The organism is Porphyromonas levii DSM 23370 (genome assembly GCF_000379925.1).
Classification (GTDB): domain Bacteria; phylum Bacteroidota; class Bacteroidia; order Bacteroidales; family Porphyromonadaceae; genus Porphyromonas_A; species Porphyromonas_A levii.
Genome location: NZ_KB904239.1, coordinates 48254 through 62218, shown reverse-complemented (window position 1 = coordinate 62218; position 13965 = coordinate 48254). Strand labels below are relative to the sequence as shown.

The window sequence follows — 13965 nt, the reverse complement described above, 5'->3', positions numbered from 1 at the left end:
ATACCACTATCTTTTCCACGCCTGAAAGTGGATGGCACTAGGGCTACTACCAGCTCTCAAATAAGCGAATCCCATTACTAAGCTAATGCGCTCAGTAGCGCGGTCAATTTATCCCTACTGAGAGGGGAAATTTTTCTGTACAAATAAATATTTTTATTCCTAGAGAAAAAATTTGGCGCTCAGTATAATACGATATCTTACTATATATCAATCACTTCTTTAGCTTACCCTTCGTATCTTTAGAGTCTAATACTTCAGTAGTGCTTTTATACCCTAAATCCATGATGGAGTCTATAGATTTCAGGTCGAACATCGAGTAGTTACGTAACCCATCCATATCAATCAGGATATCTGTTTGCTCAATATCTTCTTTTACGTTGAGCTTGGAGATTATATCGTAGTATCTAGAGGCTGTCCCTTTAATACTTTTGGATCGAGTGAACTCTTGTAACCTCATAAGATTGACCCCAATCACGCACTCTGTTTCCTCCCTTATAACAGATACGGGAAAGTTTTTGAGCACACCACCATCGACATATTGCACACCATCTATCTCTGTGGGCTCAAACACCATTGGCACTGCACATGAAGCAATGACGGAATCGACAAGATTATCTCCTTCGCTAAATACTTTAATCTGAGCTGTTTCCCAATTTGTAGCAACGGCTCTAAATGGAATCTTAAGTTCCTCGAACCTACGAGCTTGAAGATTATTGCGCAACATCTTGGCTACTCCACTAGGTCTTAATAGTCCGCCAGAGAAGAGACTAATCCCTGCAAAGTCAGTCATCTTATGACCTCTAAATAAATCTGCAATCTCCTCTGGGGCAAAGCCATCGGCATAAAAGACGCCAGCAAGAGCTCCTGCACTTGTGCCTGCAATGATATCTGGATGAATCCCTCGCTCTTCGAGTACTTTGAACGCTCCTAGGTGCGCGAAACCTTTTGCGCCACCACCACACAGAGCATATCCTATCTTATACTTCTTTCTCATAATTATATCCTTTAAATGATAGACAAAGATACCCACAATTTTGTAGTCGAAAGCTAAACGGCATCAATCCCAAAACTAAAAGGGAGAGAGGGTGTGCCAGTGGGTTTGATATGCAAAGCCACTGACACGCCCTCTCTATACCCATTATAATAGGCAGTTACCTATGCAGATTAAATAAAATCTCTAATCCTCCGGACTTATGAATACGAGCTTGCACTTGACCACCATGTACAAGTATTGCATTCTTTACGATACTCAGACCTAGTCCTGTACCTCCTGTCTCACGCGTACGCCCTTGATCTACTCTATAAAAGCGTTCGAATAGTCTATTCAATTGACTCACTTGAACGCCCCTACCCGTATCATAGTACGATAAAAAAAGGTAATTATCATCTTGATGATAGCAAGAGAGAGACATCTCGACCTCAGACCCTGCATAGCGGAGTGAGTTCTCGACGAGATTCTGAATGATTGAGTAGAGCAACGACTGATTGCCTCTAATCTCAAGGTCTTCGGGGAGGTAATTGTTGAATGTATTACCAGCCTCAGCAATTTTGGTAAGGTATGCGATACGCACCTCTTCTGTAACCTGATGCAGATTAACGGTTGCGAACTCAAAAGGTCGGCTCTCCTCATCCAGCTTGCTTAGCAAGGAGATATCCGTCATCATATCACTAAGACGGAGTGCCTGCTTATAGGCTTTCTCGATAAATTCTCTCTGCTTCTCTCCCGACAGTTCCATAAAATTGAGGGTCTCCAGATATCCTCGAATGGAGGTGAGAGGAGTGCGAATCTCATGGGTGATATTGCTAGTCATCTCCTGCTTGAGGAGTCTATTTTTTTCTTGTTTAGTGATATCCTCAATCGTTATTTCATAGCCTCCGGCACTGCTTTTTAGAGTCTTAATCTCATAAATCTTATTGCTATGACTAATAGTGAGCGCCAAGCTATTTTGCTCTGTCTTCTCCTGCAGGAAGCGCTTAACAGGTTCCAGAAGTGGTATATTAATTGTCTCTCTGGGGTCGACTATCGGAGTTGTCGCAAGCATATTGGCATATTGGATAAAGTGAGTATTGGCAAACTGAGTACTACAATCATTATCAAATAGCGCAATACCAATATTAGACGACTTAAAATGTTCGATAAGGCGCTCCTTTGCCTCCTCGACTTTCATCCTACTTTCTTCCTTTTGCTCGAGTATTTTGATTAGTTCGTTAGAGACTTCATCTAGTTCCTTGTAAGTTACCTTTAGGTCAATCTTGGAGTCATTATTGGCAATCTCTCTCGTGAGCTCTCTAAGTCTAGACATCATCTTATCGTATCTCTGTATCAGGAGATAGACCAAGACCACCATAATGAAGAAGAAAAATATCGCAACGTATACGTAGTAGTTACTGGCCTTAAGTGCACCCTTTAAGTCTGTATCGAATGGAAGAGCCGTTCGGACATAATGGTCACTATAATAGGTAGCATAGTAAAGCAGCTCGTGCCCAACCGTAGCCGACTCACGAATTTGTGAGCCATGCTTGTAGAACCTAGCTTGTTGTAGCTCAGGGCGACTCTCGTGGCTTTCGAGTTGATCTACGTTCTTTGCCTCAGTATCCACAAGCACTTTCCCATCGGCGCTAATAATGGTGACGCGCAGGTTGCTCGGGATGTCACCCAGCAAAGCATCTAACCTTCCTCCAGTAAAGGCGCTCTCAATAATCTCATTATAGGAATTGAGCCTTGAGGCCATTACCTCGAAGCGAGATTCGTGCTCATACTTTTGCTGTACGACCACCATCAATACCGCAAAGAGCGATAAGACAAGGAGAGTCAAAGCGAATAACTTTCGAGCAAATTGTGTTTCTAGTCTCATAGTTTCATCAGGATTATTATTGTTGCTCAGACCTAAAAGTATACCCAAAGCCTACTCGATTAACTATGCAATTACCAGCATTCCCTAACTTCTTCCTTAGTCTTGCAATATGTACATCAACCGTTCGCTCAAGCACAATACTATTGTCGGGCCATACAGCATCCAATATCTCGGTACGTGAGAATACACGTCCTTCATTGGCTGCAAGTAGTTTCAGGATGTCATACTCCGTCTTAGTGACTTCTACTAATCCTTCTGAGGAAAACACCTTCATTGTCTCAAGATCAATAGTAAGAGTCCCTCGGACAAGTAAGTTAGTGGTCTCTTTTACCACGGGATAAGCAATATGAACACGATTGAGCACGCTATGCACCCGAGCTACTAGCTCTTTGATAGAGAATGGTTTTTTGATATAATCATCTCCGCCTATCGAAAAGCCGGTAAGCATGTCATTCTCGGTGTCTTTTGCGGTTAGGAAAATAATAGGGATATCATTGCCACTCTTGCGCAATTGGTCTGCCATCTTGAAGCCAGTCATTCCCCCCATCATTACATCGAGAATTAATAGCGAAAAACTATTGTCGAGTAGTTCCATAGCCTCCTCAGCCGAAGCAGCAGCAGTTACTTCAAACCCCTCGTATTCGAGATTAAACTGTAGGATATCCGTAATATCCCTTTCGTCATCAACGACTAGTATTTTCTGAGTTGTCTCCTTCTTTGACATGTCTGATGTCCCTTCCTTTTACAAGGTAAATTGTTGATTCTGCTATATTAGTAGCGCTATCTCCACAGCGCTCCAGATTATGTCCTACTCCTTCAAGGGCGAGTAAGGAATTCACCTCCTCTGGAGAAAGCTCGACATGAGCGAATATCTTACAGTGTATAGCCTTCAACTGATGATACATATCATCCATCACATCATCACTCTTAATGACTGCGTATGCTGTTTCTAATGACCCGCTGGTAAAAGACATGATAGCATTACGAATCATCTGCGTCACGTGCTCAGTCATCTTGACTATCTCCAAGCGCACTTCATACAACTTAGGGTCATTGAGGGGTGTTTCTCTCACGAAACGAATTACATTGAGTACCATATCCCCAATACGTTCTAAGTTAGTAGTAAGGTCTTGGTAAGCAATAATGCGCCTTAGGTCCTCCGCCACTGGCGAAAACTTAAAGATAGAGAAAGCAACCTCCTCTCGTATCTTTACCTCTAAGCGGTCGATGATAATCTCATTGCCAAGAGCCTCCTCGTATAGCTCCTTACTCTTAGGTTCATCAAATAGCTGCTTCAATATGGACAGCTGAATCAGTGTATTCCTAGAAATCATCTCGAACTGATTGAGAAGTATCTGCAACTGCTGATCCTTGATATGATTAGTAAAAGGGTTATTATTCATAGTCCTTAATTCTTATCCATTAGTAATTAGCTAAATACGCCAGTCAAGTAATCCTCCGTCTGCTTGTGTTTAGGCTTGGTAAACATCTGCTCGGTATCACCATACTCGATTAGTTCCCCAAGATACATAAAAACGGACTTATCCGAAAGTCTTGCAGCTTGACTCATGTTGTGTGTAACAATCACGATTGTATACCGCTGCTTAAGCTCGAAGATGAGTTCCTCCACCCTATTGGTAGAGATAGGATCGAGTGCAGACGTGGGCTCATCCATCAATAGCACCTCAGGGCGAAGTGCCAAGGCACGAGCGATACAGAGTCTCTGTTGCTGACCTCCTGATAGGAAAGAGCCCCGCTTCTTCATAGAGTCCTTCACTTCATCCCATAGAGCAACGCTCTCTAGACTAGTTTGTACGATTTCCTCTCGCTCATCTTTAGAGAGCTTGATACCATTCAGTTTATAACCTGCCAATACATTCTCCTCAATCGACATGGTAGGAAAGGGATTGGGGCGTTGGAATACCATCCCCGCTCTCCTACGTGCTAGCATGGGATCCATTGACAACATGTCTTCGCCATCAATCAATATCTGTCCCTCCACCTTTATAGATGGATAGAGGTCGTGCATGCGATTTATAGCACGCAGTAGGGTACTCTTCCCACATCCACTAGGGCCCATTACTGCGGTAATTAGGTTCTTATAGATTGTAACATCTACATCCTTGATAGCTTTCTTTTCCGGACTATAGGATACAGATAGGTTCTTCACCTCAATGATGGGTGTTAGCTCACCTTTAGATATTGATGGAGTAGCGAGTAGGCCATCCGCTACTGGAATACCTCCGAGGGGGGTCTTATTATCGTTCATAATCATTATCAATCGTATGTATTTATATTCTCCACTTAGCGGCAATAGACTTCGCTAGAAGATTCATGCTAAGAATAAGAAGTAGCAAAAGGAGAGAAGATGACCACACTAAGTCAGCTAGATTAGGGTCGTTATAAAACTCCCATATCAGCAAACTGATAGCACTCATTGGCTGGGATATATCCCAGTGCACATAGGTAGCCCCTAGTGCTGTGACCATCAGGGGAGCCGTCTCTCCCATCACTCTGGAGACAGCCAACAGAATACCCGTGAAAAGACTTCCGAAGGCGCTTGGAATAATCACTTTGAACATTACGGAAGTATACGAACCACCAAGTGCAAGCCCTGCCTCCTTATAGGTCGATGGTATCATCAATAACCCCTCTTCGGTACTTCGGATAATCATTGGAATCATCATGAGCCCTAGTGCGATACCGCCCGAAAGTGCACTATAACTATTCATAGCCTTCACTACCAGCATGTACACCACAATACCCCAGACAATACTAGGTATACCTTGGAGTATATCGGTAAGGGTGCGCACGATATTTGCCATCTTAGTTCCCTTTTTCTCCGATAAGTATATGCCACCAAAGAGTCCGATAGGAATTGATAGCACCATCGCAATACCCAGCATCACCAAAGTACCTGTAATACCATTGAGAATACCACCTGGGATAATATCACCAGTCTGTCTCGCGAACATCGCCTCCATAGAAGTGGGCACGACCTCGGTGAATAGACTAAAGTTAAACTGTTTCCAACCCTTTAGGATGAGGTCTAAGAGAATAAAGAGCAATGGGACTGCTGTTAGCACACTAAGTAAGATAACAGCAAAGAATACTCCTTTACTCAGAGCGCCTCTGCGCTTAAGGTTGCCTGAGCGCTTAGAGATTGTATCAATATTTATCTTACTCATAGGATTATTGGTTATTGACACGCTTAATCACACTCTTTGCGAAGAGATTGATTAGAGCAGTTATGAGGAATAATAGGAAGCCAATAGCGAAGAGCGAACTCAGCTTAAGACCAGAAGCCTCACCAAACTGATTGGCAATCACACTCGCCATTGTATCACCTGTATCTCTAAGACTAAGCGGGATATTCTTGGTATTACCTATCAGCATAGTCACTGCCATTGTCTCTCCGAGTGCTCGACCAAATGCCAAGATATAAGCAGCAAATATACCGCTACCTGCAGCTGGCATAGATACGCTCTTTATCACCTCCAAGCGAGTTGCTCCCAAACTATACGCCCCTTCTTTAAGATCATTGGGAACCATGCTAATAAATTCCGAACTCAATGATGACGCATAAGGGATAATCATAATAGCGAGCACAATAGAAGCCAACAAAACTCCCATACCTTGGTCATTCACCCCCATGCTTATCATAAGTGGACGAACTGTATAGAAGCCCCATAGACCATATACGATCGATGGAATACCAGCAAGCAAATCTACCACCGTACCTACAACCAAAGCGACCTTTTTGCCCCTAAAGTACTCACCAGTAAACAGCGCTACAGAGAGTGAGAAAGGGATACAGAAGAGAAGTGCCAATACCGAGGTCATCAAGGTCCCTATAATAAATGGGAGTGCTCCAAAGACATTCTCCCTATCTGACCACTGCGCAGAGGTGATAAAGTGCCATAGTCCGTATTCTTGGATAGCAGGTAGACTCTGGCTCATCAGCGCATAGAGGATACCGCCCGCGACCATAATAATCAGCACCCCTGAGAACGTGAGTAGCAGATTAAACAACTTGTCTTTCATCCGACCAATAGCTTAATAATAATAGAAAAGTGGTGAGCTATGAACTAGTATATTTTGGCACCTACTGTCCACCACTCACCACCCAAAGCCCTATGAAGACTTACTCTATTCCGAGATCCTTGAGGAGTGCACCACCATAGGTCATACTATTGATAGCAGCCTCAGCCTTTGCCCTTGCGGCTGCTGGAAGTGGAGAGAAGTGAGTTTTACTTGCACTCTCTGCGCCTTCATCACCCACAAGATAAAGGAGGAAGTTCTGCAACGCCTTAGCTTGTGCAACACTCCTATTATTATAGGACTGCTCCTTGTAGGTAATCAGCCAAGTAAATGTACTAATTGGATAAGCGTTAGGATTAGCCGAATTAGAGATAACCTTTCGGGTATCATCTGGCATATCTGCGACATCGCCACTCAGAGAGATACTCTCCATATTGGCATCCACATAGTTACCGGCACTATTGAGCATCTTAGCAGATGGGATATTTAGAGCCAAAGTATACTCAGAGCCCAAATAGCCAATCGAACCTACTGTCTCATTGATTACTCCAGCAACACCAGGATTGCCTTTTGCAGCGATGCCATTAGTAAAGTCAATCGACTTCCCTGCACCGAAAGTAGCAGCCCACACTGAGTCCACTGCCGACATAAAGCCCGAGAATACAGCTGTTGTCCCACTACCCTCACTCCGATATACAGGTGTAATAGCTTGGTCTGGGAGTGTGACACCTGGATTGACTGCTGCAATTTGTGGGTCATTCCAATTACTAATCTCACCCATATACATCTTGGTTACGAGAGTAGGACTAAGGTTAAGCTCCGTCACCCCAGGAAGGTTATAGCCCATCACAACTCCACCGATACAAGTAGGGATATGCAGCACTTCCCCAGACATCCTCTTCATCTCCTCATCCGAAAGGAATACATCAGTACCACCAAAGTCTACAGTAAGATCCTGAAGATTACGGATACCTGCGCCACTACCGGTGGCGCCATAGCTCACCCGTAAGCCAGAAATCTCTCCGTACTGTTTCGTAGCATCATTGTAAAATGGGGCAGGGAACGTAGCTCCTGCACCACTTAGTGATACCTTACTCCCTCCACTACCACAAGCTGTGAGTAGCGACACTGATATTACAGCAAGTACTGACCATTTCATTAATTTCATACACCTATTATCATTTCATTATGAATACTCTTCATGAGGTTTAGCAATATGCTAGACTGTGATTATCTACTGCCTATATCCTCATCTTCCCTTTTTCTATCGCAAAGATAATAAGGTGGTGTATCTATGGTGTTTCGGAGCTGTTACATTTGCGTTACATAAGAGGAGAGAATAGTCTACAAAAGGACTGTGTAAATCTCAGGGCTAAGCTGCGCCTCTTCCAGCGCTCGAGGTCGTAAACAGTGCAGTACTTATCAATATCCTGCCTTATCATATCTTCTATCTGACGAGCAAAAGGCTGGTTATATACCACCGATGTTATCTCAAAATTATGCTCAAGGCTCCTGAAGTCCATATTAGCTGAACCAATAAAGCATACCTCTCCATCAATAGTCAGTAGCTTAGAGTGGTTAAACTCACCGTCGTACCTGTAGAGCTTAACACCTGCTTCCAGAAGCTCCTCATAGTATGATTGGATAGCAAACTTTAAGGGGCAGATGTCACTAGCTGCAGGGATAACCATATACACCTCCACACCTCCTAGAGCTGCACCAATGAGTGCTTTTAGGAGGGCATCGGGTGGTAAAAAGTAAGGTGTCTCTATATAGATACGCTCCTTAGCCCCATAAATACTTCGGCACCAGACTTGTAGCAAAGTATCATACAGACTTGTAGGACCACTCGTGAAAGTCTGCATCTGCACATCCCCTACCTTAGGTGCCCTTACATAACCATCCGAGAAATTAGGTGCTGCCTGTACATGTCGCCCCTCAATGGGATTTAAGAAATAGTCGTAAGAAAGAGCTATCTTGCTTGCTACATACCAGTCCGACATAAAGGCAGCTTGCAGACCATTCACAGCTAGACCAGTTATTCTAAAGTGAGCGTCCCTCCATGTCCCCCTAATATTACCAAAAGAGTAGTGATCAGCGATATTCATGCCCCCGATATAGCCAATATTGCTGTCGATAACCACTATCTTGCGATGGTCACGGAAGTTAATATCACTCCTTAGAGATGGGAACACTACTTTGAGGAACTGCCGAACCTCTATCCCATGCTTCCTGAGGTCAGAAAAGAAAGAATTACGTGTAGAGAAGCTTCCAACATAGTCACAAAGCAATCGTACCTTCACGCCCTGTGCTGCTTTTTCCTTCAGAGCTTCCGAGACAAGCTGCCCCGACTTATCATCTAAAAAGCGATAATACTCTATATGGATAAAACGCTTGGCACGCTTGATATCCTCCAGAAGTGCATACAACTTATCAATACCATTGGTAAACGTAGCCACCTCATCCGCTTTGAGCATGCTACCTAGGGTAGCATGATACACCATATCATAGAGTTGTTTTTGCTGATCATTGACTACTTGATCTTTATTATCCTCCGAAAAAGAGGGCGTTTCATTGAGATCAAAGTGCTCTGGTGCATGTCTATTGATCTTCCGCAGATAAAGTTTTTCCTGCCCAAGTAAGGCATACAGCAAGACCCCCACGCCAGGCAGGAGTACTAATATGATTAGCCAACCAATAGCCTTGTGTGGATTTCTGTTTTCTAGTATAATGACAAAGATAATGCCAATAACTATAATCATCAATAATATGTTCCCCAAGATATTCCAGCCCATACTATAGCAAATCAGGTGATTCGACCTGCAATTTACTAATAATTACCCAAATAGATAAAAAAGATCATGCCTAGAGAGTTCCTCTCTCTATAGAAAATAAGATGGCGCACTACTGAGTAGAAAAAGTCTCTCCGGCGAGGGACTCCAGTTTCTCCCTAGAGGGACTCCAGTTTCTCCCTAGAGGGACTTTCTCTGATATACCTAGAGCCTGGCTGGAAATAGTACCTACAGAAAGAGGAAGAGACAAAAGACAAAGGGTCAATACCGCAAGTGCTATAGTCTCAAAAAATAGTTAAGTTTGCAAATACTCGATAGGAATGAAATTTAGTATGATTGCGACACTTATAATATTAGTGCTCACTTCAGCACTATTGGTATGGGATAAGATTCGCTCCGATATCATTGCCATTTGCTCAATGCTGGCATTGGTACTCACTGGGGTAATCACACCCGAAGAGGGATTGGCAGGGTTTTCCAACTCGGTAGTCATCATGATTGCAGGGCTATTTATCATAGGCGGAGCCATAACCCAGACAGGTATAGCTACTAAGATTAGCAATAAGACATTGGCTCTTGCTGGAGGTAGTCCCAATAAACTCTCAATGATGGTGATGCTCGTGACCGTTGTAGTAGGATTATTTGTGAGCAATACAGGTACTGCTGCTATATTGATGCCAATTGTGATAAGCCTAGCCAACCAGTCTAATACCAATCCTAGCCGCCTACTGATGCCCATGGCTTTCATGTGTAGTATCAGCGGTATGATGACTCTTATCGGTACGCCCCCTACTCTCATCGTACACGGTGTGTTGATGAAGGCAGGGTATGAGGGGCTCGGCTTCTTTACCACCCTTCCTGTAGGTCTGATCATTCTAGTATTGGGTATGGTGATGCTGATTCCAATGTCCAAGCTATTAGAAAAAGGAGAGAAAGGGCAAAGCAATGGAGGCAAGTCGAGAGTCAAGAGCCAACATCAACTATCGTATGAATACAAGATTGTAGATAATCTCTATAGACTGGATATTGCAAAAGACTCTCCCTTAATAGGGAAGACCCTCAAGGAACTCGCCATCACTCAGCGCTATTCTTGTACGATAGCAGAGATCCGTACCCGTCACCATACAGCATTTGGTAGGAATGTGGTTGCCAACTTACCTGAAGGAGATACTGAGATTGGGCTGAATGACCTCCTGTATGTCTTGGGAGAGTTTGATGATATAAAGCGATTTGCAGAGGAGAATCGTCTGAAGTTTTTCGATGCTACTTCCGAACTAGCGGTCACCCCACCTAAGTTTAGCGGCAAGTTTAAGTTCAACCAGTTTGGATTGGCGGAAGTGGTACTCCTAAGAGGGTCACGCCTTAACGACAAACTAGTCCGGGATACACACCTGAGGAACATGTACAATGTCAATATCCTAGCTGTGCAACGCAATGACAATTATCTCCTACAGGATATCTCCAATACAAAGCTCCTCTCGGGTGATATGCTCTTAGTACAAGGCACCTGGGAAGATATTGCGAAAATGAGCCAAATGGAGAGTGATATTGTAGTCATTGGGCAACCAGAGGATAAGGCTTCCAAGATAACGCTAGACCATAAGGGCACCTTTGCCTCTATTGTTATCCTACTCATGATTCTATCCATGGTATTTAATTGGTTGCCCCCTGTGGTATCGGTATTGATTGCCACTGTGCTGGTTATTCTCGGAGGCTGCTTCAGGAGTGCTAAGGATGCTTATAATACAATCAATTGGGACAGTGTAGTGCTATTTGCTTGCATGATGCCACTAGCGACTGCCATGGAGAATACGGGGCTTAGTAGCCTTATCTCGGATGGACTTGTACACTCTTTAGGGTCAATGGGTCCTTATGCCGTACTTGCGGGGATTCTTCTTGGCACCTCCATACTCACAATGTTTATCAGCAATACTGCTACAGCTATCCTCTTTGCTCCTATTGCTATAGCTGCGGCTCAGATGCTAGAGGTAAACCCCATGCCCTTCCTTATAGGGGTTACCGTAGCTGCCAGTATGTGCTTTGCTAGCCCATTCTCCACACCCCCTAATGCCATGGTGATGAGTGTTGGTAAGTATAGTTTTAAGGACTACATCAAGGTTGGGCTACCACTACAGGTGGTGATTCTGATTGTGATGGTAGTAGCGCTACCCCTTATTTATCCATTCTAAGTTATGCTAGAAGAAGCGAAGAGACTGATTAGGCATACGATAGCGCCAGACGAAAAAGTGCTCGTAGGGCTAAGTGGAGGGGCAGACTCAATTGCTCTCGCCCACCTATTGTATAGTATGGGTTACCAGATACTCCCAATTCATGTCAACTTCCATCTGAGGGGAGAGGAGAGCGAGAGAGATCAGAGATTTGTAGAGGAGTTTTGTAAGACGCACTTCCCTGGTATTACTCTTGCCATATCATCGGCTCAGACAGAAGCTGTTGCTAAGGGAGAAGGAATATCTATAGAAATGGCTGCCCGTGAGATTAGATACGAAGTATTTGGTATTGTGGCATCTGAGAAGCAATGCCAATGGATTACTGTGGCGCATCATGCCGATGATCAGGTAGAGACAGCTCTACTCAATCTGGCAAGAGGCACTGGTGGAAATGGGCTAGCAGGCATGAGGGTGGTCAATGGTAATATCTTCCGCCCATTCCTCACCACAACGAGAAAAGAGGTGCTTAAGTATATCGAAACACAACAACTAGAGTATGTGACGGATAGCACAAATAGAGACACTGAGATAAAGCGCAACTACATAAGGCACAAATTGATACCTGCTTTTGAAGTGCTTAATCCTTCGTTTAGGTCTAGCATGCTGGAGAGTATGTCGCACATCGAAGAAGAGCAACTAGTGCTGGATGAGCAGAAAGAGATATTTGAGAGCCGTTATGTTGATGTAAAGGAAAATAGTATCGACCTAAGAGAAGCGATACACAGTACTAGTAGTAGATACTTCTTCAAAAGGTGGGTACACTACCTTGGGTTTAATTATGCTCAAGCTGAGGATATGCTTGAGAGCTCAGAGAGCAAGAAGAGTATTTCCTTTCGGAATAGAGATGCACTGGCACAGATATATCGGAGCAAGTTGTATATAATAGGACATGAATCGGAGTACAAGGGCTTCGAGCCAATACCACTAACGGACTCATGTGTTCTCGACTCATTAACCATCCATAAAGGAGAAAAGAGGGGAACGAAGATACTGTATATAGACAATGGTTATAGGGATAAGGAGCTATTGGTGCGAATGGGAAAGCATGAAGATATGTTCCGGCCCTTTGGCATGAAGCAAGGACGAAAATCACTCTTCAGGTATCTAGGGGAGAAAGGTGTCCCTGAGTTCTACAGACCATTTTGCCCTGTACTGGAGTGCGATGGGGAGATAATTGCAGCACTACCCTTCGATATAAGTGAGATGGCCAGAGCTACCGACGTAGATAGTGCTTTGGTTATTGGCATCGAAACATCTTCTACACAATTAGGAAGTATTTTAGGTAATTTATTGAGCGTTATTTAGGGAAGTGGTGGGAATTGACTAAATTTGCACCATAATATTATAGTATGATAGAGATGGCAGAAGAGGCATTACTTACGCTAAAAGATATAATTGTGAAGCGCGATGAGAATATCATTCTCAATGGTGCTTCGCTCGACATATTTCCAGGAGAATTTGTTTACCTCATAGGACGTGTAGGTGCTGGCAAGTCCACACTTATCAAGTCGGTCTATGCCGACCTCCCTATTGCTCAGGGCGAGGGGCGGTTTGCAGACTATGACCTTAGGAAGATTAAAAGGAAACAAATCCCATATCTCCGCCGCCATCTCGGCATCATCTTCCAAGATTTTCAGTTGCTCACTGATCGCTCTGTAGAAAAGAACTTAGAGTTTGTCCTCAAAGCCACCGGTTGGAAGGATAAGTCTCTTATACGCAACCGTATCTCAGAGGTATTGGAGCAGGTAGGTCTCGAAAGCAAAGGTTACAAGTTGCCACATGAACTCTCGGGTGGTGAGCAGCAACGTGTGGTAATCTCGCGTGCCCTACTTAACAAGCCTAAGATGATTCTTGCAGACGAGCCGACAGGAAATCTTGACCCTCTCACAGGAGAGCAGATTGTTACGCTACTTAGAGAAATTAGCAATGCAGGTACAGCCGTATTGATGAGTACGCACAACTATGCGCTTGTGAAGAAGCACCCAGCTCGTATAGTCCAAGTGATAGAGGGTAAACTGAAAGAGATGCAATTAAGGGAAGAGATTTAAT

The 13965-nt window shown here is 43.9% G+C and carries 12 protein-coding genes; 3 read left to right on the top strand and 9 right to left on the bottom strand.

The window, feature by feature from the left end:
- Nucleotides 1-211: 211 nt before the first annotated feature.
- The 9 genes from A3GG_RS11745 to cls form a co-directional block, all read right to left on the bottom strand.
- Entirely contained in the window at nucleotides 212-994 is a 783-nt protein-coding gene (locus A3GG_RS11745; protein WP_018357913.1) for a patatin-like phospholipase family protein, read from the bottom strand.
- 157 nt (nucleotides 995-1151) lie between these two features.
- Nucleotides 1152-2855, bottom strand: coding sequence for a sensor histidine kinase (gene phoR / locus A3GG_RS0103355; protein WP_018357912.1), 1704 nt, complete (start codon nucleotides 2853-2855; stop codon nucleotides 1152-1154).
- A gap of 16 nt (nucleotides 2856-2871) precedes the next feature.
- Nucleotides 2872-3579, bottom strand: a complete 708-nt coding sequence (gene phoB / locus A3GG_RS0103350) for a two-component system response regulator PhoB (RefSeq protein ID WP_018357911.1) — start codon at nucleotides 3577-3579, stop codon at nucleotides 2872-2874.
- Complete coding sequence (locus A3GG_RS0103345) at nucleotides 3539-4258, bottom strand: phosphate signaling complex PhoU family protein (RefSeq protein ID WP_018357910.1); 720 nt, start codon at nucleotides 4256-4258, stop codon at nucleotides 3539-3541. The genes phoB and A3GG_RS0103345 overlap by 41 nt, the downstream gene beginning before the upstream one ends.
- 26 nt (nucleotides 4259-4284) lie before the next feature.
- Nucleotides 4285-5130 carry a phosphate ABC transporter ATP-binding protein PstB gene (gene pstB, locus A3GG_RS0103340; RefSeq protein WP_018357909.1) on the bottom strand — a complete coding sequence of 282 codons (846 nt, stop codon included), beginning with the start codon at nucleotides 5128-5130 and terminating at the stop codon, nucleotides 4285-4287.
- A 16-nt stretch (nucleotides 5131-5146) separates the two neighbouring features.
- Nucleotides 5147-6043, bottom strand: a complete 897-nt coding sequence (pstA, locus tag A3GG_RS0103335; RefSeq protein ID WP_018357908.1) for a phosphate ABC transporter permease PstA — start codon at nucleotides 6041-6043, stop codon at nucleotides 5147-5149.
- A 4-nt stretch (nucleotides 6044-6047) separates the two neighbouring features.
- Complete coding sequence (pstC, locus tag A3GG_RS0103330) at nucleotides 6048-6899, bottom strand: phosphate ABC transporter permease subunit PstC (protein ID WP_026215584.1); 852 nt, start codon at nucleotides 6897-6899, stop codon at nucleotides 6048-6050.
- A 100-nt stretch (nucleotides 6900-6999) separates the two neighbouring features.
- Nucleotides 7000-8055, bottom strand: a complete 1056-nt coding sequence (gene pstS, locus A3GG_RS0103325; protein ID WP_018357906.1) for a phosphate ABC transporter substrate-binding protein PstS — start codon at nucleotides 8053-8055, stop codon at nucleotides 7000-7002.
- 163 nt (nucleotides 8056-8218) lie between these two features.
- Nucleotides 8219-9658 (bottom strand): cardiolipin synthase, encoded by a 1440-nt coding sequence (gene cls, locus A3GG_RS0103320; RefSeq protein ID WP_244973099.1) that lies wholly within the window; start codon nucleotides 9656-9658, stop codon nucleotides 8219-8221.
- Nucleotides 9659-10020: 362 nt separating this feature from the next.
- Here cls and A3GG_RS0103315 point away from each other — a divergent pair, with 362 nt between their 5' ends.
- Genes A3GG_RS0103315 through A3GG_RS0103305 form a run of 3 tightly spaced genes read left to right on the top strand, consistent with a single transcriptional unit; the run spans nucleotide 10021 to nucleotide 13964 of the window.
- Nucleotides 10021-11877, top strand: coding sequence for an SLC13 family permease (locus tag A3GG_RS0103315; RefSeq protein WP_026215582.1), 1857 nt, complete (start codon nucleotides 10021-10023; stop codon nucleotides 11875-11877).
- Nucleotides 11878-11880: 3 nt separating this feature from the next.
- A complete protein-coding gene (gene tilS, locus A3GG_RS12765; RefSeq protein WP_018357902.1) occupies nucleotides 11881-13221 on the top strand; it encodes a tRNA lysidine(34) synthetase TilS in 1341 nt (446 codons plus the stop codon).
- Nucleotides 13222-13274: 53 nt separating this feature from the next.
- Entirely contained in the window at nucleotides 13275-13964 is a 690-nt protein-coding gene (locus A3GG_RS0103305) for a cell division ATP-binding protein FtsE (protein ID WP_026215581.1), read from the top strand.
- Nucleotide 13965 lies beyond the last annotated feature (1 nt).